This is a genomic window from Ralstonia sp. 22111, assembly GCF_052045895.1.
GTDB lineage: Bacteria > Pseudomonadota > Gammaproteobacteria > Burkholderiales > Burkholderiaceae > Ralstonia > Ralstonia wenshanensis.
In genome coordinates this window covers 572,501-596,627 of the sequence record NZ_JBQEPR010000002.1, presented here as the reverse complement: position 1 = coordinate 596,627, position 24,127 = coordinate 572,501, and the positions used below count along the sequence as shown (strand labels likewise).

20 protein-coding genes and 1 tRNA gene are annotated in these 24,127 nt (G+C 64.1%); 10 read left to right on the top strand and 11 right to left on the bottom strand.

What is annotated here, in order from left to right; all coding sequences use genetic code 11:
- Window positions 1-34: 34 nt before the first annotated feature.
- A complete protein-coding gene (locus ACTJK4_RS09040) occupies window positions 35-607 on the top strand; it encodes a TMEM165/GDT1 family protein (protein WP_260801854.1) in 573 nt (190 codons plus the stop codon).
- A gap of 215 nt (window positions 608-822) precedes the next feature.
- On the opposite strand, the gene ACTJK4_RS09035 is transcribed toward ACTJK4_RS09040, so the two are convergent.
- Complete coding sequence (locus ACTJK4_RS09035) at window positions 823-2,070, bottom strand: urate hydroxylase PuuD (protein ID WP_232040493.1); 1,248 nt, start codon at window positions 2,068-2,070, stop codon at window positions 823-825.
- 14 nt (window positions 2,071-2,084) lie between these two features.
- A complete protein-coding gene (gene uraH, locus ACTJK4_RS09030) occupies window positions 2,085-2,438 on the bottom strand; it encodes a hydroxyisourate hydrolase (RefSeq protein ID WP_027681000.1) in 354 nt (117 codons plus the stop codon).
- Window positions 2,439-2,814: 376 nt separating this feature from the next.
- Here uraH and ACTJK4_RS09025 point away from each other — a divergent pair, with 376 nt between their 5' ends.
- The 6 genes from ACTJK4_RS09025 (at window position 2,815) to ACTJK4_RS09000 (ending at window position 9,315) form a co-directional block, all read left to right on the top strand.
- A complete protein-coding gene (locus ACTJK4_RS09025) occupies window positions 2,815-3,573 on the top strand; it encodes a GntR family transcriptional regulator (RefSeq protein ID WP_440817572.1) in 759 nt (252 codons plus the stop codon).
- Window positions 3,574-3,665: 92 nt separating this feature from the next.
- Complete coding sequence (locus tag ACTJK4_RS09020) at window positions 3,666-5,075, top strand: nucleobase:cation symporter-2 family protein (RefSeq protein WP_260801855.1); 1,410 nt, start codon at window positions 3,666-3,668, stop codon at window positions 5,073-5,075.
- 4 nt (window positions 5,076-5,079) lie between these two features.
- Window positions 5,080-6,498, top strand: coding sequence for an 8-oxoguanine deaminase (locus ACTJK4_RS09015; protein WP_316869803.1), 1,419 nt, complete (start codon window positions 5,080-5,082; stop codon window positions 6,496-6,498).
- A 111-nt stretch (window positions 6,499-6,609) separates the two neighbouring features.
- The gene (gene puuE, locus ACTJK4_RS09010; protein ID WP_440817569.1) at window positions 6,610-7,572 is read left to right on the top strand and encodes an allantoinase PuuE; all 963 of its coding nucleotides are present in this window, start codon (window positions 6,610-6,612) and stop codon (window positions 7,570-7,572) included.
- On the top strand, window positions 7,569-8,093 hold the full coding sequence (gene uraD, locus ACTJK4_RS09005; RefSeq protein ID WP_440817566.1) for a 2-oxo-4-hydroxy-4-carboxy-5-ureidoimidazoline decarboxylase: 525 nt from the start codon (window positions 7,569-7,571) through the stop codon (window positions 8,091-8,093). Before puuE ends, uraD begins: the two co-directional genes overlap by 4 nt.
- A 151-nt stretch (window positions 8,094-8,244) precedes the next feature.
- Entirely contained in the window at window positions 8,245-9,315 is a 1,071-nt protein-coding gene (locus ACTJK4_RS09000; protein WP_440817563.1) for a porin, read from the top strand.
- A gap of 98 nt (window positions 9,316-9,413) precedes the next feature.
- Here ACTJK4_RS09000 and ACTJK4_RS08995 read toward each other — a convergent pair whose 3' ends face one another.
- The gene (locus ACTJK4_RS08995) at window positions 9,414-11,735 is read right to left on the bottom strand and encodes an NADP-dependent malic enzyme (protein WP_316878981.1); all 2,322 of its coding nucleotides are present in this window, start codon (window positions 11,733-11,735) and stop codon (window positions 9,414-9,416) included.
- 294 nt (window positions 11,736-12,029) lie between these two features.
- Entirely contained in the window at window positions 12,030-12,698 is a 669-nt protein-coding gene (locus ACTJK4_RS08990; protein WP_232040502.1) for a DUF4136 domain-containing protein, read from the bottom strand.
- A 163-nt stretch (window positions 12,699-12,861) separates the two neighbouring features.
- On the opposite strand from ACTJK4_RS08990, the gene pepN reads away from it, so the two are divergent.
- The 3 genes from pepN to ACTJK4_RS08975 all read left to right on the top strand — a co-directional run bounded on the left by pepN (window position 12,862) and on the right by ACTJK4_RS08975 (window position 16,779).
- Window positions 12,862-15,564, top strand: coding sequence for an aminopeptidase N (gene pepN, locus ACTJK4_RS08985; RefSeq protein ID WP_440817558.1), 2,703 nt, complete (start codon window positions 12,862-12,864; stop codon window positions 15,562-15,564).
- 46 nt (window positions 15,565-15,610) lie between these two features.
- The gene (locus ACTJK4_RS08980; RefSeq protein WP_232040504.1) at window positions 15,611-16,627 is read left to right on the top strand and encodes a class 1 fructose-bisphosphatase; all 1,017 of its coding nucleotides are present in this window, start codon (window positions 15,611-15,613) and stop codon (window positions 16,625-16,627) included.
- A gap of 76 nt (window positions 16,628-16,703) precedes the next feature.
- Window positions 16,704-16,779, top strand: a tRNA-Thr gene (locus ACTJK4_RS08975).
- A gap of 151 nt (window positions 16,780-16,930) precedes the next feature.
- Here ACTJK4_RS08975 and ACTJK4_RS08970 read toward each other — a convergent pair.
- From ACTJK4_RS08970 to ACTJK4_RS08940, 7 genes are all read right to left on the bottom strand, one after another.
- Window positions 16,931-18,886 carry a sigma-54-dependent Fis family transcriptional regulator gene (locus ACTJK4_RS08970; RefSeq protein ID WP_440817556.1) on the bottom strand — a complete coding sequence of 652 codons (1,956 nt, stop codon included), beginning with the start codon at window positions 18,884-18,886 and terminating at the stop codon, window positions 16,931-16,933.
- Between the two features lie 155 nt (window positions 18,887-19,041).
- The gene (locus ACTJK4_RS08965) at window positions 19,042-20,622 is read right to left on the bottom strand and encodes a GMC family oxidoreductase (protein ID WP_316869871.1); all 1,581 of its coding nucleotides are present in this window, start codon (window positions 20,620-20,622) and stop codon (window positions 19,042-19,044) included.
- 33 nt (window positions 20,623-20,655) lie between these two features.
- The gene (locus tag ACTJK4_RS08960) at window positions 20,656-21,228 is read right to left on the bottom strand and encodes a gluconate 2-dehydrogenase subunit 3 family protein (RefSeq protein WP_316869872.1); all 573 of its coding nucleotides are present in this window, start codon (window positions 21,226-21,228) and stop codon (window positions 20,656-20,658) included.
- A gap of 74 nt (window positions 21,229-21,302) precedes the next feature.
- The gene (locus ACTJK4_RS08955; protein WP_440817552.1) at window positions 21,303-22,085 is read right to left on the bottom strand and encodes a lipoate--protein ligase family protein; all 783 of its coding nucleotides are present in this window, start codon (window positions 22,083-22,085) and stop codon (window positions 21,303-21,305) included.
- Window positions 22,085-22,795 (bottom strand): dihydrolipoamide acetyltransferase family protein, encoded by a 711-nt coding sequence (locus ACTJK4_RS08950; RefSeq protein WP_440817550.1) that lies wholly within the window; start codon window positions 22,793-22,795, stop codon window positions 22,085-22,087. The genes ACTJK4_RS08955 and ACTJK4_RS08950 overlap by 1 nt, the downstream gene beginning before the upstream one ends.
- The gene (locus tag ACTJK4_RS08945) at window positions 22,792-23,043 is read right to left on the bottom strand and encodes a lipoyl domain-containing protein (RefSeq protein WP_232040559.1); all 252 of its coding nucleotides are present in this window, start codon (window positions 23,041-23,043) and stop codon (window positions 22,792-22,794) included. The genes ACTJK4_RS08950 and ACTJK4_RS08945 overlap by 4 nt, the downstream gene beginning before the upstream one ends.
- Window positions 23,040-24,113: an alpha-ketoacid dehydrogenase subunit beta gene (locus ACTJK4_RS08940; protein WP_260801864.1), complete on the bottom strand. Its 1,074-nt coding sequence runs from the start codon at window positions 24,111-24,113 to the stop codon at window positions 23,040-23,042. Before ACTJK4_RS08940 ends, ACTJK4_RS08945 begins: the two co-directional genes overlap by 4 nt.
- Window positions 24,114-24,127 lie beyond the last annotated feature (14 nt).

Genomic DNA, 24,127 nt, shown 5'->3' with positions numbered 1-24,127 from the left:
ATTGGTTCGCACACGGCCCGGACACCACAACAACATGGAAGCCTTTCTCGTCTCCACCGGCATCGTCGCGCTCGCAGAAATCGGCGACAAGACGCAACTGCTGTCGATCTTGCTGGCTGCACGTTTTCGCAAGCCGGTGCCGATCATCCTCGGTATCTTCATCTCCACCCTTGTCAACCACGCACTGGCCGGCGCTGTCGGTGGCTGGATCACACATGTACTTGGCGAGAACGTCCTGCGGTGGATCCTGGGGGTGGGCTTTATCGCCATGGCCGGGTGGATGCTGATCCCGGACAAGCTCGACGACGAAGAGGCGCCCTCCACAGCCCAGCGCGGTCTGGGCATTCTCGGCACCACCATCGTCGCGTTCTTCTTTGCCGAAATGGGCGACAAGACGCAGATCGCGACCGTGGCACTGGCAGCGCGCTTTAACGACGTGTTCTCGGTCGTGGCTGGCACCACCGTCGGCATGCTGCTGGCGAACGTGCCGGCCGTGCTGATGGGCAACAAGTTCGCTGCGCGCATGCCGATCACGCTGGTGCATCGGATTGCGGCGCTGATCTTCCTGGTGCTGGGTGTGCTGGCGTTGCTGGGCGTCGGGAAGTAAGCCGTCAATTAGAGGCTCTGGGGCTGCCCTGTCGGCGCCCCTTGCGGCCGGTGAGGCAGCGGTGAATCGTGCCCGGCCAAGGACACATCGCTGCAGACGCTTCAAGCGAAAAAAAACGGGGCCGTAGCCCCGTTCAACCCTCACCGGTCATGCCACCCGCTAGGGAACGAATGGCATGCTCCGATAAACCGTTCTGTTGTTGCTCAGCGTGCGCCTCAGTTCGTCTTGGCGCCGTCCTCAAACCACTTGGCGATGATCGCGCGCTCGTCATCGGTGATCTGCGTCACGTTGCCCAGCGGCATCAGCTTCTGCTGCACGACTTGCTGGTAGACGAGCTGCGCATGCTTGCCCAGCTCTTCCGGCGTATCGAGCAACACGCCCTTGGCCGGCGAAGGCATCAGGGTAGGATGAGCCGAGTGACATTGGTAGCACCGTGCGGTAACGACTGCCTGTACTTTGGCGAAGTCCGAGCCGCCAGCGGCTGTCGGGGTGGCCGCTGCGGCCGTACCCGTCGCTGCCGCAGCAGGCGTGCTTTCGGCGCTAGGCGCCGCCGGACGCGACACCGGAGCGAGCCACACCGCCACCCCCAACAGCACGGCCACGCCTGCTGCCGGATAACCCCAGTTCACCACGCCCTTGTGCTTGAGGATGAAGAACTGACGGATCAGCACGCCAGCCAGCATGATCAGCACCAGCACAGCCCAGTTGTACTTGGCGGCGTACGTCATGCTGTAGTGGTTCGACAGCATCGCAAACAGCACCGGCAGCGTGAAGTACGTGTTGTGCACGCTGCGCTGCTTGCCGCGCTTGCCGTGAATCGGGTCCGGCTTCTCGCCTGCCTTGAGCGAGGCCACCACCTTGCGTTGCCCCGGAATGATCCAGAAGAACACGTTGGCACTCATGATGGTCGCGATCATCGCGCCGATCAGCAGGAATGCCGCCCGGCCCGAGAACAGGTGCGTCGCTGCAAAGGCCGCGATCACCACGTAGATCGCCACCAGAATGCCGACCACGCGGTCGTTCTTGCCAAACACGCGGCAGATGGTGTCGTACACCAGCCAGCCGACCACCAGGAAGCCCAGTGCGAGCAGCACGGCCGTCGTCGCCGTCATGTCGAACACGCTGCGATCGATCATGTAGACGTTGGCGTTGAACAGGTACACCACCGTCAGCAAGGCGAAGCCCGACATCCAGGTGGAGTACGACTCCCAGTAGAACCAGTGCAGATGGTCCGGCAACTGCTTCGGTGCCAGCAGGTACTTCTGCGGGTTGTAGAACCCGCCGCCGTGCACGGCCCACAGCTCGCCGTCGACGCCCTTGTCCTTCAGATCCGGCGCGGTCGGCTTGGTGAGGCTGTTATCGAGCCAGACGAAGTAGAACGACGACCCGATCCACGCGATCGCAACGATCACGTGCAGCCAACGCAAGAGCAAGTTGGCCCAGTCGAGGATATAGCCTTCCATGATTGCCCCGCTCCTTAGCTACCGCGATAGGTCGAATACGACCACGGCGACACCAGCAGCGGCACGTGGTAGTGCGCGCTCGTATCGGCCACGCCAAAGCGCAGCGTCACCACGTCCAGGAACGCGGGCTCGGGGAGTTTGACGCCGGCGGCGCGGTAGTACTCGCCCACGCCGAAGTCCAGCTCGTACACGCCGGTTTGCAGCGCGTCGCCTTCAAGCAGCGGCGCATCGCAACGGCCATCGTGATTGGTGCGAACCGATTTGATCGGTTGCCGCTGATTGTCGACAATTTTGAACAGTGCAATCGCCAGGTTTTGACCCGGCGTGCCTGCAGCGGTGTCGAGCACATGGGTGGTCAAGCGTCCCATTTGTCTTCCTCTGTAGTTCGAATTTTCAGAAGCGCCGCTGCCTCCACTTGCACCTCGCGCCAAACCCTTGTGGGACAAGGGCTGGCGTCGGGGCCCGCTCGGTACGTGCTGTGCACGCATCCCGGCGCGCGTCCAGCCGGTTTACGCCTGCCGTCCATCGGGGGAAGACATGCCAAACCGGCAAAGCCGTCGCTCGTTCTGGGTCCGACTCCTTGTCTTCGCCGTGTCTCTAGACCAGGCTCCAAACAGGGATTTCCCTAGTTTGTCGGATTCCCGAACGCATTTTGTTGACAATATTGAAGGCGCCCACGAATAATTGTCAACAGATTTTCGCAGTGGCTGATGCCGCGGCGCACTAATGAAAGGCAGGTCTGCCATGTCCAAGAATCTCAAGCTGGTCTCCACGGAAGCGGTGTCGAAGTCGGGCGCCAAAGCATCGGGGGCAACACGCATGTCGGTCGAAGAGCGGATGTATCACGAGATCTACGACGCGATCATGGAACACCGTCTGCCACCGCGCACGAAGCTGACGGAACATGCGCTTTGCGAAATCTATGCCACCGCCCGCCATACGGTGCGCAAGGTCTTCTCGCAACTGGCCGCCGACGGCTTGGTTGACCTGGAGCCGAATCGCGGCGCGTTCATCGCGGCGCCCTCCATCGACGAAGCCCATGCCATGTTCGAGCTGCGTCAGATCCTGGAGCGCGCGGTGCTCGACAAGGTTGGCCATAGCAGCAACCCCAAGGCGGCCATTGCGCCCCTGATGGAACTCGTCAAGCAGGAACGCCAGGCGTTTGTCACGCAGGATCGCCCGCGCTGGATTCGCCTGTCTGCGGAATTTCACGTGGCGCTGGCCGAGCAATCCGGCAACCCACTGGTGGTCGAGATGATGCGCCGGCTGGTGTCGCGCACCACGCTGATGATCGCCAGCGTCGAGGCCCCGGGCAACAACGCCTGCTCGTTCGACGAACACCTCGACATCCTCAATGCCCTTGAGCGCGGCGACGCCAGCGCCGCCCAGGCCCACATGGCCCAGCACTTGCAATGCTGCGCCGATCGCGTGCGCCCCGAAGCGCCCGCTGATTTCGATCTGCGTTCGGTATTGGGCCCGCGCGGCGGGAAGGACAAAGTCTAGGACCGGTTTAGCTGTATCGGGCGAGCCGGCACGACAGAGGCCAGCCGCCACAAGCCGGACGCCGTCCGGCTTACCACCCAAAGGAGACCTTTATGGCAAGCAGCACCATCGCCGCCCCCACGGCGGATCTGACCAATGAGCGCGTGGCGTACGGACGCCTGCTCGCATTGGGCCTGCAACATGTATTGGTGATGTATGCAGGCACCGTGGCAGTGCCTCTGATTGTGGGCGGTGCACTGCATCTGCCCAAGGAACAGCTTGCGTTCCTGATCAACGCAGATCTCTTTGCCGCCGGCCTAGCCACACTCATCCAGGCCTTCGGTGTGTGGAAGTTCGGCATCCGCATGCCGGTCATGATGGGCGTGACCTTCGCGTCGGTGGGCCCGATGATCGCCATTGGCACCGACCCGAGCATCGGCCTGCTGGGCATCTACGGCGCTGTGATTGCGGCGGGGTTGTTCGGCATCATCGTCGCGCCGCTCATGGGGCGCGTGCTTGGGCTCTTCCCGCCGGTCGTAACCGGCACCGTCATCACGCTGATCGGCATGTCACTGATGGGCGTGGGGATCAACTGGGCTGCGGGTGGCCAGCCGACCATGAAGACGATGGTGGACGGCGTGCTCAAGACCGTGCCCAATCCGGCCTACGGCGACCTGAGCGGCTTGGGCATCGCGCTGGCAGTGCTCGTCATCATCCTGTTGCTGACAAAGTACGGTCGCGGCCTGATCGGCAATATCGCCGTGCTGCTGGGCATCGTGATCGGCACGTTCATCGCCATGGCGTTCGGCAAGGTCAGCTTTGCCGGCATCACCGACGCCGATTGGGTGGCCGTGATCACGCCGCTGCATTTCGGCATGCCGACCTTCCACTTCGGCGCCATCGCTTCGATGTGCATCGTGATGTTGATCACGCTGGTGGAATCGACCGGCATGTTCCTGGCGCTGGCCGAAATCACCGGCAAGAAGCTTTCCACCGATGACCTCACCCGTGGCCTGCGGGCTGACGGTCTTGGCACGGTGATCGGCGGCTTGTTCAACACGTTCCCGTACACCTCGTTCTCGCAGAACGTGGGGCTGGTGACGGTCACGGGTGTGCGCTCGCGCTTCGTGGCAGCCATGGGCGGCCTGATTCTGATTGCGCTGGGCCTGTTCCCGAAGATGGCCCACATCGTGGCGTCCGTCCCGTCCTTCGTGCTGGGTGGCGCGGGCATCGTGATGTTCGGCATGGTGGCCGCCACGGGTGTGCGCATTCTCGGCTCGATCGATTTCAACAAGTACCGCCACAACCTGTTCATCGTGGCGATCTCGATCGGCTTCGGCATGATCCCGACGCTGGCACCGACCTTCTTCCAGTATCTGCCGCATTGGCTGGAGCCGGTCACGCACAGCGGCATCGTGCTGGGCACGCTGGTCGCCGTCATCCTGAACCTCTACTACAACGGCATGCAGTCCGCCGAGCACGCAATGCGCGACGCTGCCGCCAACACCCACGGCACGGAGTAATTGCATGACCGCCACTGTCGCGCACAACGACCCGCTTCTGATCGCCCGTCATGCCGACGTGCTGGTCACCATGGATGCGCAACGCCGCGAGATCCCCGACGGCGCACTGGTTGCGCGCGGTGGCGTGATCGAATGGATCGGCGCCACGGCGGATCTGCCGTCGCAGTATCGCGAGGCAATCGGTCAGCCGAATGTGCGTGTGATGGAGCTGCGCGACCACGTGGTCACGCCGGGCTTCGTCAACACGCACCATCACATGTATCAGAGCCTGACGCGCGCCCTGCCGGCCGCGCAGGACGCCGAACTGTTCGGCTGGCTGACCAACCTGTATCCGGTGTGGGCAGGTCTCACGCCGGAAATGGTGCGCGTGTCGACGCTCACGGCGATGGCCGAACTGCTGCTGTCGGGTTGCACGACCTCCAGCGATCACCTGTATCTCTACCCGAACGGCAGCCGGCTCGATGACTCGATCGAAGCCGCACAGCAGATCGGCATGCGTTTTCACGCGGCGCGCGGCAGCATGAGCGTCGGCCGCAGCCAGGGCGGTTTGCCGCCGGACCGCGTGGTCGAAGGCGAAGAGGCCATCCTGAAGGAAACGCAGCGCCTGATTGAAACCTGGCACAACGCCGATCGCCATTCGATGCTGCGTATTGTGGTGGCACCGTGCTCGCCCTTCTCTGTCTCGCGCGACCTGATGCGCGAATCAGCCAAGCTCGCGCGCAGCTACGGCGTGTCGATGCACACACACCTGGCCGAGAACGATAACGACATCGCTTACTCGCGCGAGAAGTTCGGCATGACGCCCGCCGAGTACGCAGAAGACCTCGGGTGGGTCGGCCGCGACGTCTGGCATGCGCACTGCGTCAAGCTCGACGCCCACGGCATCGACGTCTTCGCACGCACCGGCACCGGCGTTGCACATTGCCCGTGCTCGAACATGCGACTGGCTTCCGGCATCGCCCCGATCCGCACCATGCGCGATGCCGGCGTGCCGGTCGGCCTGGGCGTGGATGGCAGCGCGTCGAACGATGGCGCGCACATGCTGGGCGAGACACGCCAGGCCATGCTGCTCGCACGCGTCGGCTTTGGCCCCGCGGCGATGAGCGCGCGCGAGGCGCTGGAGATCGCCACGCTCGGCGGCGCGCGCGTGCTCAACCGCGACGACATTGGTGCGCTCGCACCCGGCATGTCGGCCGACTTTGTCAGCTTCGATCGTCACCAAGTCAGCTTTGCCGGCGCCGACCACGACCCGGTTGCGGCGCTGGTGTTCTGCGCCCCGTCCAACGTGGCGCACAGCGTGATCAACGGGCGCGTGGTCGTCGAAGACGGCCGCCTGACCACGCTGGAACTCGACGCCCATCTCACGGTTCACCGGAAGCTCGCGCTGGAACTGGCGCAGGCTGCCCGAGCAGTTCCGGCCTGACGCAATGGCGCTTTGTCTCGTTCATGACGCCGCTGTGATGTCGTGAATTTGGAAAGCCGCATTCCACTGTCTGACCGGTGTTGTATGAAGTCTCCTCGACATGAAAAAACCATGACAAACAATAACTATCCGCGCGATCTCATCGGTTACGGCAAGAACCCGCCCAACGCCAATTGGCCGGGCGGCGCGCGCGTAGCACTGCAGTTCGTCCTCAACTACGAGGAAGGCGGTGAAAACTGCGTCTTGCACGGCGACGCCGGTTCCGAGCAATTCCTCTCGGAAATCATTGGCGCTGCGGCCTACCCCGACCGCCACATGAGCATGGAGGGCATCTACGAATACGGCTCGCGGGCGGGCGTGTGGCGCATCCTGCGCGAGTTTGAAAAGCGCGGCCTGCCGCTGACGATCTTCGGTGTGTCGATGGCCCTGCAACGGCATCCGGACGTGACGCAAGCCTTTGTTGATCTGGGCCACGAAATCGCCTGTCACGGCTGGCGCTGGATTCACTACCAGAACATCGACGAGGCGACCGAACGCGAGCACATGCGCATTGGCGTCGAGATCATCCGCGAGCTGACCGGCAACGCGCCGCTGGGCTGGTACACCGGCCGCGACAGCCCCAACACGCGCCGCCTGGTGGTCGAGCACGGCGGCTTTGCCTACGACGCCGACTACTACGGCGACGACCTGCCGTTCTGGACCGAAGTGCAAACCTCGTCGGGCGAGAACAAGCCGCACCTGGTGGTGCCGTACACGCTCGACACCAACGACATGCGCTTTGCCAGCCCGCAAGGCTTCAACACAGCCGACCACTTCTACCAGTACCTGAAGGACGCCTTCGACGTGCTGTACGAAGAAGGCGATCCCAACGGCCTCGCACGGCCGAAGATGCTGTCGATCGGCATGCACTGCCGCCTGCTGGGCCGCCCCGCGCGCTTCCGTGCGCTGCAGCGCTTCCTTGACTACGTGCAATCGCACGACAAGGTCTGGATCTGCCGGCGCATCGACATCGCGCAGCACTGGATCCAGAACCATCCGTATGCCAAGCAACCCGTTTTGAGCACCGCAGCATGAGCCAGACCACCTATACCCTCTCGCAACTCAACGGCATGGACGCATCGCAGTTCGTGCAAGTCCTGGGTGGCATCTACGAGCACTCGCCCTGGGTTGCTGAACAGGCCGCCACACAACGACCGTTTGCTTCGCCCGAGGCGCTCGCGGCTGCCATGCGCAATGTCGTCGACACCGCGGGCATCGAGCCGCAGCTCAAACTCGTGCGCGCCCACCCGGAGTTGGCGGGCAAGGCCGCCGTGCGTGGTGAGCTGACCGCCGAGTCGACGCGCGAACAAAGCGGCGCGGGCCTGAACCTGTGCACGCCGGAAGAATTTGCACGCCTGCAGGCACTCAACGCCCAGTACAACGAGAAGTTCGGCTTCCCGTTCATCCTGGCGGTGCGCGGCTATGACCGCCACGGAATCATCGAGAACTTCAGCCAGCGCGTTGAGAACGACCGCGATACCGAGCTACGTGCGTCGCTCGAACAGATTCATCGCATCGCGGGTTTCCGCTTGGCCGATTTGATTGCAGCACACTGATTTTTCAGGTTCATCAGCAAAAACAACGCTGTGGGCACGGTGTCATGGGGCATGGGACACCGATCGGCATGGAGCCTGACCAGCCGGCCTGTGACCGCATCAAAGAATGCGGCGCAACCCGCAGTGATCTTCAACAACAAAGGAGGTAGCAATGCAGTCGAAATTCAAGCGTGGCGTGGCCGCGCTGGCAGTGGCATCGGCACTGGGGGCAGCAAGTGCCGGTGCGCAAGCGCAATCGTCCGTCACGCTGTACGGCCAGGTGGATGCCTGGGCGGGCGCCACCAAGAGTCTGGGCGCATCGGATCGCGCCTGGGGGGTGAACTCGGGCGGGATGTCGACCTCGTACTGGGGTATGAAGGGCAGCGAAGATCTGGGCAACGGCCTGAAGGCGATCTTCACGCTGGAAGCGTTCTTCCGCCCGGACACCGGCAAGTCCGGCCGTTTTGACGGCGATACGTTCTTCGCCCGCAACTCGTTCGTGGGCCTGCAATCGAGCACGTGGGGCTCGATCAAGCTCGGCCGCCTGACGCCACCGTACTTTGTCTCGACGATCCTGTTCAACCCGTTCATCGATTCGTACACGTTCTCGCCGATGGTGTTGCACACCTACCTCGGTAACGGCCTGAGCGGCCCCGGCGGCATCTCGGGTCTGGTTGGCGATTCGGGCTGGAACAACTCGATCATGTACTCCACGCCGGACTTCAACGGCCTGACCGCCAACTTCATCTACGGCGCGGGTGAGCAAGCCGGCCATAACGGCCAGAACAAGTGGGGCGGCAACTTCCTGTACTTCCATGGCAACTTCGCGGCCACGGCAGCCTTCCAGCAGGTGCGCTTCGACGGCGCGCCGGGTGACCTGAACGCGCTGGTGGCAGGCTTCTCGCGCCAGTCGGCGGCGCAACTGGGCGCCACGTACGACTTTGGCGTGGCCAAGGTCTACGGCCAGTACCAGTACATCAAGAACGCCATCAATTCGGGCGACGCGAAGAGCAACGGCGGCCAACTGGGCGTGTCGGTGCCTGTGGGCCCGGGCAGCATCCTGGCGTCGTACGCGTACACGAAGACCTCGGGTGCGGCTGACGTGAAGCGCAACACGTGGGCAGTCGGCTACGACTACTCGCTGTCCAAGCGCACCGATGTGTACGCCGCGTACATGCGCGACAAGGTGACGAACCTGAGCTCGGCCGACACCTTCGGCGTGGGCATCCGCGCAAAGTTCTAAGCAGTCGGCAGCAAAGAAAAACGGCGCCTGGATTTTCCCCAGGCGCCGTTTTCTTTTGGGCCGCCAACCTTCAGCGGCCCAAATACCGGATCAAACGATCAACGCGTAGCCGACACGTCTGCCACCGCCAGCGCCGTCATGTTGACGATGCGGCGCGATGTGGCCGACGGGTTCAGGATGTGCACCGGCTTGGCCGCGCCCAGCAGGATCGGGCCCACCGTCACGCCCTGCCCGCCCGTGATCTTGAGCAGGTTGAACGCGATGTTGGCGGCATCGAGCGACGGCATCACCAGTAGGTTGGCGCTGCCCGAGAAGGCGCTCTTCGGCAGGAAGTGGTGGCGGATATCTTCCGACAACGCCGCGTCGCCCTGGATCTCCCCTTCCACCTGCAGATCCGGTGCTTCGGTCTTCAGCAGGTCATACGCAGCGCGCATGCGGCGGGCCGAGGCGTTTTTCGACGAGCCGAACATCGAGTGCGACAGCATCGCCACCTTCGGCTCCTGGCCGAAACGGCGCACTTCTTCTGCCGCCAGCTTGGTGATATCGGCCAGCTCTTCTGCGCTCGGCATCTCGTTGACGAACGTGTCGGTGATGAACAGCGTGTGCTTCTCCAGCATCAGGCCGTTCATGGCCGCGAACACCTTGGCGTTCGGGGCCAGGCCGATCACGTCGCGCACGTGTTCCAGATGGGCGTCAAAGCGGCCGACCGTGCCGCACAGCAGCGCATCGGCATCACCCAGACGCACCAGCAGTGCGCCGATCAGCGTGTTCGAACGGCGCAGCGCCGACTTCGCCATGTCCGGCGTCACGCCGTTGCGGCCCATCAGCTCGTGGTAAGCGGTGTGGTACTGGTGATAGCGGCGATCGTCTTCCGGGTCCACCAGCTCGAAGTGCACGCCCGGCTTCAGGCGCAGGCCAGCCTTCTGGATACGCATTTCAATCACATGCGGGCGGCCGATCAGGATCGGCTTGGCCAGGCCTTCATCCACCACCGTCTGCACCGCACGCAGCACGCGCTCTTCTTCACCTTCGGCGTACACGACGCGCTTCGGGTTGGCCTTGGCGGCCGAGAACACCGGGCGCATGGTCAGGCCCGTGTGGTACACGAAGTCGCTCAGTTGGGCGCGATACGCATCCAGATCCTTGATCGGGCGCGTGGCCACGCCGGACTCTTCCGCGGCCTTGGCGACGGCCGGCGCGATCTTCTCGATCAGGCGCGAATCGAACGGCTTCGGGATGATGTAATCGGGGCCGAAGGTCAGGTCCTGCCCGGCGTAAGCCTGGGCCACGGCGTCGTTCGTTTCGGCTTCCGTCAGTTCCGCGATGGCCTTCACGCATGCCAGCTTCATCTCTTCCGTGATCTTGGTGGCGCCGCAATCGAGCGCACCACGGAAGATGTACGGGAAGCACAGCACGTTGTTGACCTGGTTCGGGTAGTCCGAACGGCCCGTGGCGATGATGCAGTCCGGCCGCGCGGCCTTGGCCACTTCCGGGCGGATTTCCGGCTCGGGGTTGGCCAGCGCCAGGATGATCGGCTTCGGAGCCATGGTCTTGACCATGTCGGCGGTCAGCACGCCGGCGGCCGAGCAGCCCAGGAACACGTCTGCATCGCGCACGATGTCGGCCAGCGTACGGGCCGAGGTGTCCTGCGCGTAGCGCGCCTTGTTCGCCTCCATCTTGGCGTCGCGACCAACGTAGATCACGCCCTTGGAATCGACCACGTAGACGTTCTCACGCTTGACGCCCAGGCCCACCATCACGTCCAGGCAAGCAATGGCCGCGGCGCCCGCGCCCGACACGGCCACCTTCACGCTGCCGATGTCCTTGCCAACGACCTTCAAGCCGTTGAGCAGCGCCGCCGACGAGATGATCGCCGTGCCGTGCTGGTCATCGTGAAAAACGGGAATGTTCAGGCGGTCACGCAGCTTCTGCTCGATGTAGAAGCACTCGGGCGCCTTGATGTCTTCGAGGTTGATCCCGCCCAGCGTCGGCTCCAGCGAGGCAATGATGTCGACCAGCTTGTCCGGGTCGCGCTCGGCCAGCTCGATATCGAACACATCGACGCCGGCAAACTTCTTGAACAGGCACCCCTTGCCCTCCATCACTGGCTTGCTGGCCAGCGGGCCGATGTCGCCCAGGCCCAGCACAGCGGTGCCGTTGGTGATCACGCCGACGAGGTTGCCGCGCGAGGTGTACTCCGCCGCCAGCGACGGGTCTTGCTCAATCGCGGTACACGGATACGCCACGCCCGGCGAATACGCCAGCGACAGGTCGCGCTGGTTGATCAGCGCCTTGGTCGGGCGCACCTCAATCTTGCCGCGCGTGGGGGCGCGATGGTATTCAAACGCCGCGCGGCGCAGTTCGGCCTCGGCGCCTTGGTCTTGGGAATCCGGCGAGGCGTCGTGAAGCTTGTCGTTCATAGCAATGAATCCTGATGGGGAGTTCCGCAGATGAGGCGCACATGCGCTCAGGCAGAAACTCCCTGAGACGAAGTGGCGAAAAACAGTGGGAACAGAGAGAAACCGGGGGTGGGGCCGCACGCGTTGCGCAGCACCGTCAGGAGGGTAGCGACGGGGCGGAGGCGGCGCCGGCCAGGGGTGGCGGTCGGCGCGAGACGGGATGAAGTGACAACGCTCAAGCGAGGTACGGCTGGCGGCCTACAGATTAGGTCACGCATTCTAACGTAGACAGCCGGCCAAAACCCACCCTGGCGCCTACTTGGGTGCCGGCCCGGATGCCGGTTTCGCCGCCGGTTTCACCGATGGATCAACAGGCAGCTCTACGACGATGGGCTGCGCGTTCGGCGCCGGGAAATTGGCAAATGCGCTGCGTACCAGGTACGGCATCACCGCCGTCAGCGATCCATCCCCACCCTGCGTTTGCGCCGTCACCTGATAAACGCGCTTGCCGGTGGCTGCTTCGTCAATTTCCACGTGATAGGCATAGAACGGCACCTGCACGTTGGTATCCACATATTGCGGCCCCCACGGGCCCCACGGCCCCCAAGGGCTACGCCATGGCCCCCAGGGCCCCGGCCCCCAATACGGATCCGGGTACACGGGCTGGCGCACCTGCACGAGCCGCGTGGCGGTCGAGTAGTCCAGGCGGACCAAATAGCGTGCGCTGGCACGGGGCACGCTGGAAAAGCCGTGGGCGGCCAGTTGGTCTGATGTCCAGGTCTCGTAGGTCTGGCGTTCGAGATCATTTTGCTGCGCCGCAGTGTGCTCGAAGGCATAGGTGCGCGGCGGGTTGTCGGTCCAGCCGGGTTGCCGGAACGCAGTCACCTGGCTGGTGACCGTGCTCGCGCAGCCCGCCAGCAGGCTGGCCGCCATCAGGGCGCCAGCCATCGGCCAGACGCCCGATGTCTTGATCCATTTCCACATAGAAAATCCCTCTACTCTCAATCAGACAGATAGTCGCGGGCCCAGGAAGCGGGCTGCGCGCGCTCTGTTACTCAGAGTGACGCCCCGCGCGGAAGATTCCCGCCAAGGGCCTGAGTACAATGGCCTTTTGCGACCGCAGACAACGCAGATAAGGATGTTACCGATGTTGCGCACCGATACCGCCGTCACGATTTACCGCAAGGACTACACCGCGCCCGCTTTCCGCATTGACGAAGTGGCCCTGGAGATCGATCTCGTGCCCGAGCGCACCCGTGTCGTCAACCGCATGCGCATGACGCGCACGGACGCCGGCAGGCCGCTCGTGCTGGTGGGTGAGGGGCTGGAACTGGCCGCCGCAACCGTCGACAGCAAAACGCTTTCCGGCCTACAAGCCTCGGGCGACACCCTCACCATCGACGCCGTGCCGGCCGATGTTGGCACCAGCTTCACGTTGGAACTCACCACCTACTGCAATCCCGCAGCCAATTCGTCGCTGATGGGCCTGTACGTTTCCAACGGCAACTTCTTCACGCAGTGCGAGGCCGAGGGCTTTCGCAAGATCACCTACTTCCTCGACCGCCCGGACGTGATGACGGTCTACACCGTCACGCTGCGCGCATCGAAGGCGGACTACCCCGTGCTGCTGTCCAACGGCAATCTCGTGTCGGAGCGCGACCTGCCGGACGGCCGCCACGAAGCCGTGTGGCACGACCCCTTCAAGAAGCCGTCTTATCTGTTCGCGCTGGTGGCGGGCAAGCTGGAGTGCATCGAAGAGCGCATTCAATCCGCCTCGGGCAAGGAGAAACTGCTGCAGGTCTGGGTCGAACCGCATGACCTCGGCAAGACCCGCCACGCAATGGATTCGCTCATCCACTCCATCCACTGGGACGAACGCCGCTTCGGCCTGGAGCTGGACCTCGACCGTTTCATGATCGTCGCCGTGGGCGACTTCAACATGGGCGCGATGGAAAACAAGGGCCTGAACATCTTCAACACGAAGTACGTGCTGGCCAATGCCGAGACGGCCACCGATGTGGACTTCGCCAACATCGAATCGGTGGTCGGTCACGAATATTTCCACAACTGGACGGGCAACCGCGTCACCTGCCGCGACTGGTTCCAGTTGAGCCTGAAGGAAGGCCTGACGGTGTTCCGCGATCAGGAGTTTTCCGCGGACATGGCCGCAGCCGCCGGCAACGAAGCCGCCGCGGCCAGCGCCCGCGCCGTCAAGCGCATCGAAGACGTGCGCGTGCTGCGCCAGGCGCAGTTTCCGGAAGATGCCGGCCCGATGGCCCACCCGGTGCGGCCCGACAGCTACGAAGAAATCAATAACTTCTACACCGTCACGGTGTACGAAAAAGGCGCGGAAGTCGTGCGCATGTACCAGACGCTGCTCGGCCGCGACGGCTTCCGCAAGGGCATGGACCTGTACTTCCAGCGCCACGATGGCCAGGCCGTCACCTGCGACGACTTCCGCGCTGCCATGGCCGATGCCAACGGCCGCGACCTCACGCAATTCGGCCGCTGGTATAGCCAGGCCGGCACGCCGGTCGTGGCAGTCGAAGGCCACCACGATGCCGCCACGCATACCTACACACTCACGCTGCGCCAGCGCTGCGAGCCGGTCGGTATCGAAGTGAACAGCGGCATCCAGAAGCAACCATTCCACATTCCGTTTGCGATCGGCCTGATCGACAAGAACGGCCGCGACTTGCCGCTGCGTTTGCGTGGTGAAACCGCATCGGCCTCGCCCGTGACCACGCGCGTGCTGGACTTTACGGAAACCAAGCAGACCTTCGTCTTCGAAGATGTGGCCGAAGCGCCGTTGCCCTCGCTGCTACGCAATTTCTCGGCGCCGGTGATCGTTGAATACGGCTATACGACCGAGCAGCTCACGTTCCAGCTCGCGCACGATTCCGATCCGTTCAACCGTTGGGAAGCCGGCCAGCGCCTGGCCACCGACACGCTGCTGCGCATGGTGACGGACATCCAGCACGGCCGCGCGCCGGTGGTGGATCCGGCGCTGGTCGAAGCCCTGCGTGCCGTCGTCGCCGACGCCTCGCTTGATCCGGCCTTCCGCGAGCAGATGCTGATCCTGCCGGCCGAAGGCTATCTGGCCGAGCGCATGGACGTGGCTGATCCGACTGCCATCCACACCGCACGCCGCACGCTGCGCCGCACGCTGGCAGAAAAGCTCAACGCAGAGTTGCTGCACGCCTATCAGGCCAACCAGACCGAAGGCGCCTACTCGCCCGATGCGGTGTCTGCAGGCAAGCGCGCACTCAAGAACATTGCCCTCGGCTATCTCGTGGAAACCGAAGCCGCCGAGGCGCTGGCCCTGGCCGAACAGCAATATGCCGGCGCCACCAACATGACCGACCGCATGGGCGCCCTCTCCGCAATGGTCACCAGCTATGCCCCGGGCCGCGAAGCGGCGCTTGCTGATTTCTATACGCGCTTTGCCGACGACGCACTCGTCATCGACAAGTGGTTCTCGCTGCAGGCCATGCAGCCGGGCGCCGCCGGCAAGCCGACGCTGGCGACCGTGCGCGCCCTGATGGCCCATCCGGCCTTCACGCTGCGCAACCCGAACCGCGCGCGCTCCCTGATCTTCAGCTTCTGCTCGGGCAACCCCGCGCAGTTCCATGCCGCCGATGGCTCGGGCTATGCCTACTGGGCCGAGCAGGTGCTTGCGCTCGACGCCATCAACCCCCAGGTCTCTGCCCGCCTGGCACGCGCGCTGGACCGCTGGCGCAAATACGTGCCCACGCTGCGCGACGCCATGCAGGACGCGCTCAAGCGCGTGGCGGCGCATCCGAGCCTCTCGCGCGACGTGCGCGAGATCGTCGGCAAGGCGCTGGCCTGAATGTCACCGCTTGTATCGTAAAATCGCGCCCGTCTCAGGAGAACCCATGAAGCGCATCAACCTCACCCGCTACCTGATCGAAGAGCAGCGCGAGCACAACACCATCCCGGCCGAGCTGCGTCTGCTGCTCGAAGTCGTGGCGCGCGCCTGCAAGGCGATCTCGCACAGCGTCAACAAGGGGGCCCTTGCCGGCGTGCTCGGCTCGGCTGGCACCGGCAACGTGCAAGGCGAAACCCAGCAGAAGCTGGACGTGATCGCCAACGAAGTCCTGCTCGAAGCCAACGAATACGGCGGCAACCTGGCCGCCATGGCCTCGGAAGAGATGGAATCGTTTTATGAGATTCCGCACCGCTATCCGAAGGGCGAATACCTGCTGCTGTTCGATCCGCTCGACGGCTCGTCCAACATCGACGTGAACGTGTCGATCGGCACGATCTTCTCGGTGCTGCACATGCCCAAGGCCGGCGAGGCCGTGACCGAAGCCGATTTCATGCAACCCGGCGTCAAGCAGGTCGCCGCCGGCTATGCCGTGTACGGCCCGCAGACCACGCTGGTGCTGACCGTCGGCAACGGCGTGCACATGTTCACGCTCGACCGCGAAGTCGGCAGCTTCGTGCTGACCCACCGCGACGTGAAGATTCCGGTCGATACAAAGGAATTCGCCATCAACATGTCGAACATGCGCCACTGGGCCCCGCCCGTGCGCCGCTACATCGACGAATGCCTGGCCGGCTCCGAAGGCCCGCGCGGCAAGGATTTCAACATGCGCTGGATCGCCTCCATGGTGGCCGACGTGCATCGCATCCTCACGCGCGGCGGCATCTTCATGTACCCCTGGGACAAGCGCGAACCGGGCAAGGCCGGCAAGCTGCGCCTGATGTACGAGGCCAACCCGATGGCCTTCCTGGTGGAACAGGCCGGCGGCGCGGCCACCAACGGCGAGCAACGCATTCTGGACATCCAACCCGAACAGCTGCACCAACGCGTGGCGGTGGTCCTGGGGTCAAAGAACGAGGTGGATCGCGTCACGCAATATCACCTCGAAGCCAAGAAAACGGCGTAACGCGGCCATGTGAGACTGTTGTTCCAGCGGTTCTTGCGGAGCGACAAAAAGTTCTGTTAGAATCGCTGTTTCCGACGCCGCTGTAGCTCAGTCGGTAGAGCAGCGCATTCGTAATGCGAAGGTCACCAGTTCGATTCCGGTCAGCGGCACCAGAATAAAAAAAGGGTTACAGGTTCTGCCTGTAACCCTTTTTGCATTTCTGCCTCGCCGAGGGTGTCCACCGGCATCTCCCCCGCAAGTAATCCAATTCGCCCCCACCCAAGGCAACTAACTGGCGCCCTTCCCCCTCCTAGCGCGCCCCGCCTATTGCTGATTCGGCGCAACAATCCCGAACCGTTCCATCTGCCGATAAACCGTCGCGCGCGCGATGCCAAGCTCGTGCGCAACGTGGGTGATGCGCCATTTGTTCCGGCGCAGTGCCGCCAGCAGGATTTCCCGCTCGTTGTCCGGTGCGGCATCGGCCACGATGGAAGCTGCGGCGGCCGTAGCGTCCGTCGTGCTTTCGAGCACCTCCGGCGGCAATGCGTCGACATCGATCAGGCCGTCGTCGCTCATGGCCAACGCAAAGCGCAGCACGTTGCGCAACTGCCGGACGTTGCCCTGCCACGGGTAGCTGCGCAGCACCGCCAGCGCGGCCGGCGCGAGTTGCGCGTGCATGTCCAGCTGGCGCGCTTCTTCTTCGACGATACGGGCGATCAGGTAATCCTTGTCGCAGCGCTCGCGCAGCGTCGGCAGGTGCAGCGTTGCGCCGCATAGCCGGTAGTAGAGATCTTCACGGAAGCGCTGCTCGGCAATCAGTTGGCGCAGATCGCGATGGGAGGCGGCAATCACGCGCAGGTCGACCGGAATCGGCTTTTCGGAGCCTAGCGGCATCACCTCGCGCTCGGACAGCACGCGCAGCAGCCGGCTCTGCAGATGCAGCGGCATGTCGCCAATTTCGTCGAGGAACAGCGTACCGCCGTCTGACTGGGCGATCAGGCCACGCATGCCCTTGCTGCGTGCGCCGGTGAAGGTGCCGGGCGTGTAGCCGAACAGTTCGCTCTCGATCAGCGATTCAGGAATGGCGGCGCAATTGACCGCGACAAACGCCTTGCCGCGACGCTCGCTCGCCGTGTGCAGCGCCTTGGCCAGGACTTCCTTGCCGGTGCCGGTCTCGCCTTGTACCAGGATGTTGAGCGGCTTGTTGGCCAGGCGCTTGGCCTGCAGGATCAGCCGCTGCATCTGGGGGTCGTCGGCGCCCAGCGCCTCCAGCGCAGCACTGGCCTCGGGGCTCGGCAACACCGACTGAGCCGCCGCTGCGGACGGCATAGACGGCTTGCCGGGCGCGCCGCGCGGCGGGATCCCCGTCGCGTAATAGAGCCCGTGATCGAACATCCGAATTGCCGTGCGCTCGGATGACGTGCCAGCCCGGGCGATGCGCCACAGCTCGCTCATGTTTTCGCGAAACACTTCGGTCAGCAGGTGGCCACGCACATCGGCGTGCGGATCGCTCTCGAGCCGCAGCTTGCGCCGCCCGCCGCTGTTGATGCCGCGAATCACACCGTTGGCATCGAAGGCGACCATGATTTCGCTGTCCACATCCACCAGCGACCACGTTGACCCCAGCCGCAAGATCCACTGATCGCGGAAGTAGCGCAGGAAGTTCGCGTCTTCGATCTTCTGCGCGTACATGGCGGTCATCTGCAGCGCGAGGTGTTGCCCTTCGCGCGGCGCCGGCGCACTCAGCGCAGACACATCGAGCACGCCCAGGAAGTTGCCCGTCGGGTCAAACAGCGGCGCGCTGTTGCAGGTGAGCGTGATATGGCATGCGTCGAAATGATCGGTCTGATGACACGTCACCGGGGCCTGCTCGACGATGCAGGTGCCGACCGCACAGGTGCCGGCGCGTGACTCACTCCAATCGGCCCCCAGGTACAGGCCCGAACGTTTCAGTTCGCGGTCGAGGTTGTCGTTACCGATGAAGTCGACCGTGACACCGTAGGCATCGGTCAGCAGCAGCACGTAGTCGAGGCCGGAGACGCGCTTGTAGAGCTGCTCCATGCCGGTACGCGCGACGCTCAGGAAGTCCTCGATCTGGTCCTTGTGTTCGCGCAGGCGCTGTGCCTCGACGATGTAGGCGGGTGTGGGGCGGCTCGGGTCGCGGCCGTAGTCGTCCAGGCAGCGCCGCCATGAGCGCTCGATGACGCCCTGCGCCTCGCCCGGCTGCTGCGAGAAGGCGAGCAGCCGCTCGATATGTGCGCGGTGTGCTTTTTGCTGCACGACTGTCTCCTTAGCCGCCGCATTTGAAGGGTGCGATGCCCGCGCCGCCGGTCTTTTGCCGGCCTTTGGGGCGAGGGCGGATGCGGTTCTACGCTAATCGATTTACCCGGTTGCCGCAACGTAGCGGCGCTGCACAGGCAACCGGGCAGACTGGCTTAGATCTCCCTCCGGTTCAATGCCCCGGCAATGTATTCGGCCTGCCGGATCGCCAGGGCCACGATGGTGAGCGTGGGGTTGGCCGCTGAACTCGACGTGAACTGGCTGCCATCGGAAATGAACAGATTCTTCACATCGTGTGCCTGGCCCCAGCGGTTGACCACGCCATCGCTGGCCTTCGCGCTCATGCGGTTGGTGCCCATGTTGTGGCTGGCAGGATAGGCAGGCATATCGATCACGCGCGTTGCGCCCACCGCCTCCGACACCTTCCGCCACTGCACCAGACCATGCGCGGTAATTTTTTCGTCGTTCTCGTGATAGGTCTTGGTGACGATCGGAATGGGCAGACCGTACTGGTCTTTCTCCGTGGGGTGCAGCGTGATGGTGTTCTGCTCGCGAGCCATGTCTTCACCGCAGACCCACACGCAGCTCATGTGGTCGTACATCTCCATGGCCGAGGTGAAGTCGCGCCCCCAGCCGCCCGGCTTCATGAATGCGGCTGTGTACGGCAGGTGAATGGCCAGGCCTTCGAGGTAATAGCCGCCGACAAACCCGCGCTTGGTATTGAGCGGCACCTCATCGGCCACCACCGCCGCAATGTCAAAGCCGCGATACATGTAGACCGGCTTCTTGTGGATCGACACCGCCGCTGCCGTCGCGTGGTTCATGTAGTTCTTGCCCACCTGCCCTGAAGAGTTTGCGAGCCCGTCGGGGAACATGCTCGACGCCGAGTTCAGCAGCAGCCGCGGCGACTCGATGGAGTTGCCTGCCACGCAGACCACCCGTGCCTTCTGCAGTTGCTTGCGGCCCTTGCTGTCGACATAGAGCACACCATTGGCGCGACCCTGCTTGTCATGCTGGATCTGAAGCACCATCGACTCGGGCCGCAGTTCGACATTGCCCGTGGCCTGGGCACGCGGCACTTCGGTGTAGAGCGTCGACCATTTCGCGCCGATCTTGCAGCCCTGCATGCAGAAGCCGATCTGCATGCAGCCCGGGCGACCGTCGTACGGTTCGGAGTTCGACGCCGCCGGCCGCACGATGTGCTTGTAGCCGACCTTCTTTGCCCCCGCCTCGATCACCTTGTAGTGATTGTTGGGCGGCATGGGGGGCAAGCCGCTGGCCTTGGTGCCGCACACGCCCATCTTCTTCTCGGCCAGTTCGTAGTAAGGCTCAAGCTCGGACAGCGTGATCGGCCAATCCAGCACGTTGGCCCCGTCAATGGCGCCGTACGTGGTCTTGGTGTGGAAGTCGTGTTCCTGAAAGCGCAATGCCACGCCCGACCAGTGCACCGTAGAGCCGCCCACGCCCTTCACGATCCACGCAGGCAGGTTCGGATACGTCTTGGTGTGGTGCCAACCGCCCGCCGAGATGCGTTTGTCCAGCCACGAGATCTTGTTGAACATGGCCCATTCGTCGTTCTCGAAATCGGCCTGCGTGTAGTGCTTCCCCGCTTCCAACACCACGCATTTGACACCGCGCTGCGCCAGCTCGTTGGCCAGCGTGCCGCCGCCCGCGCCCGAGCCGACGATCACGACGACGCTGTCGTCGTCGAGTGAAAACTTTGCCTGATCCGTCATGATGGTTGTCTCCGTTTTTTTATGTGCCGAGGCTTAGAGCCAATCGATGTCGTCAAAGCCGCGGTGCAGGTAGCCGCCCTTCTGCCACGACGAGCCCTCGTAGCCGAACAGCGGCCATAGCTTCTTGTTGTTGTAGAGGCCGGTCACCAGATCGCCCTGGACCTTCTTGAAGAAGGGCGTGGACTCGATGTCCTTGAGCAGTACCACGCGTTCGTTCTCGGTCTTCACCTGGGCATAGGGCACGCCATAACGTTGCTTGGCGCGTTGGTCCAGGTCGCGCACGCCATCGATCAGCAGCGCCTTCACTTCGGGGTCCTTGCCTGCGGCCGCGTCATAGGGCGCGACTGCCTCCACGTAGAACTTCTCGGCCAGCTTGTCGTGCGGATAGATGTCGCGCGCCATGCGCACCAGCGTCTTGCCGGTGACGGTGCCCAGACGAGGAAAGCTCTGCTCGAGCACCACATCCTTGGTGACCGCCATGGCCGCGGGGACGACCGTGACGCTGATGGCGGCCAAGCCGCCACCGCGCAGAAAGCCGCGTCGCGACACCTTGGGTTGCTTGTCCAAAACACGCATGGCAGCGCCAGCGGCTGGCGTGGGTTTCATGTTGGTTGCCTCCGTTATCGGGCGTGCACAGCGCGCGCCTTATCTTGTTGAAATGCACAACGTTGACCGCCAGCTCACGGGCCTGCTATGGCGGATCGAGTTAACTGCGCCGAATGCGGCACGCGGCGGGAATGACGGGATTCACTCGTGGGCTCATGCTCGCCAAGCACATCGACGAGCATGTGGTGCAGACCTTCGGCCAGCACCGTCGCCAGCAGCGGCGCACCCAGCTGCTCGGCACACGACGTCGTGCAGGCCTGCAGGCGCTGGGCATCCGCCGGGTTCGCCCCCAATGCAGCGCACAGCAGCGGCCACTCGGGCGACGCGATGAGCGTGCCGCACGTCAGCAGCACACCCGTGCGCCGGCGCACCTGCGCGAGGCCGACGATCTTGCGTTGCCCGACCACCACCTCCCATGGCGACAGCGAACCGAAGCAGGCCCACTTGAGCGACGGGGCCGGCGATGCCAACCGCACTTCCTCCGGCGGCACTGCATAGGCCGGAATGCCGAGATCTCGCAGCAGCCCTGCGTGCAGCACGCCCAGCCATCGGTAGCTCGACACCGTGCCGGTGCCCGCGACGAGCGGATGATCGGCGGGCAGCACGATCGACGCCGACAACATCCAGGGCCCGGCCAGCACTGCGCCACCCCCCGCGTCCCGCACAACTACTGGCGTTGCACCGCCTGCTATGCCCGGATGCAAGGCCGCCTGCGCGCGGCCCAGGACAACACCGGGCCCCGCATACGTCCACAGCCGCACCGCAGGCCGCTGGACCGGCTGCGCAAGTTGCGCGCGGTTCCAGTCCTGCTCTTCTGCGCAGTGGATTCCGTCGGAGAGAAAGTCGGGCGCGAGCATCACAGGCCTTCGAGGGTTTCCAGCCGCGTCTTCAGATCGGTCAGGAAGCGTGCGGCCGGGTAGCCATCCAGCGCGCGGTGATCAAAGATCAGATGCAGGCCCATCATTGGCGCGATCACGATGCTGTCGTCCTTGACCACCGCCCGCTTGGCAACACGCGTCACACCGAGGATGGCCACCTGCGGCACGTTGATGATGGGCGTGAAGCTGTCGATGCCCGTCATGCCGAGGTTCGTCACGGTGAAGGTGCCGTGCTGATAGCTGCCGGCCGACAACGTGCCGGCGCGGGCGCCCGCCGCCAGGCGGCGACTTTCGGCGGCAATGTCGGCCACCGACTGCGTATCGACATTGCGCAGCACCGGCACCATCAGCCCTTCGTCCAGGCTGACGGCCAGACCGATGTTGACGTCGGGCATCAGCTCGATCTCTTTCTCCTGCAAGCGTGCATTCAGGCGCGGATGCTCGCGCAGTGCCAGCGCCACCGCACGCAGCACGAAGGCCGTCAGCGTGACCTTGCACTGCGGCCCGAGCTGCTGCTGCAGAGCTTGCACGGCGGCCTCCAGCCGTGTCGCCTCCACCTCGATCGACTGCGCCACGCGTGGCACCTGCCACGCGGCGCTCATGGTGCGGGCAATGGCACCGCGCATGCCGGAAAGGGGCACGACACGACGCTCGCCGGCATCCGGCACGAAAGTCAGGGCCTGACTCATGCTTTCGGCTCCAGCCGCGCGAGCACAGCGCCGCGCCCGAAGGTGTCCTGGGCAGCCACCTCCAGCGCAGCAACAACGCCATCTGCAGGCGCTGCCACCTCGTGCGTGGTCTTGACCAGCTCGACCACCGCCAGTGCCTGGCCCGCGCTCACCACATCGCCGGGCTTGACCAGCCAATCCTGCAATAAGGCCTCGGTGCCGTCTTCAACGTCCTGCCAGACGGCGTCGGACATCACGATGTCGATCATGCTGCTTCTCGCTTGAGTGAATAGGAAACGGGTTGGTGCTGCACCAGCGCACGCACCTGGGCGACGATGCTTTCGACCTGTGGAATGACGAACTGCTCGAGCGGTCGCGAGTACGGGATGGGCACGTCGGGGACCGCCAGCCGCCGCACGGGCGCGCGCAATGCCACGGTGTCGAGGTTCTCCGCGACGATGGCGGCAATCTCGCCCGACAGGCCGAAACTCAGGTAATCCTCGTCGGCCACCAGCAGACGCCCGGTCTTGGCCACCGAGCGCAGCACGGCCTGGCGGTCGAGCGGCACGATGGTGCGCAGGTCGATCACCTCGACATCGATGCCCTCGGCCGCCAGTTGCTCGGCTGCCAGCAGCGACTTCTGCACCATCTGCGAGAGCGTGACGATGGTCACGTCGCGGCCTTCGCGTGCCACGCGGGCCTGCCCGAAGGGAATCGTGTAGGCCTCTTCTGGCACCGCGTTCGTGCTGCCCTCGAAATAGGACATCCACGACAGGCCCATGATGCCCTTGTGGTAGCAGAAGATGACCGGGTTGTCGTCGCGGATGGCCTGGATCATCAAGCCCTTGGCGTCATACGCGTTGGACGGCACGACCACCTTCATGCCCGGCATGTGGGCAAAGCTGGCGTACAGACATTGCGAGTGCTGGGCCGCATCGTTGTAGCCCCCGCCGATGCCGGTCGTGATGACCGCGGGCAGCGCGACACGGCCGCCTGACATGTAGGTGTTCTTCGCCAGGTGGTTGTAGATCTGGTCGAAGCACACACCGAAGAAATCCACGAACATCAGTTCTGCAATGGGGCGCAATCCTTCTGCCGCCGCGCCGAGCGCAGCGCCGATAAACGCCGTCTCCGAAATCGGCGTGTCCATGATGCGATCCGGCCCGAAGCGGTCGAGCAGCCCGGTGGTGGCGCTGAAAATGCCGCCGTACTTGCCGATGTCTTCGCCCATGACGAAGACACGCTGGTCGCGTTCCATTTCCTGGCCGATCGCTTCGGAAATGGCCTGCGCCATGGTGAGGGTGCGCGCGCCCTGCGCCGCGCCTTGTGAGGCTTGCATGGTGAGTCTCCTGT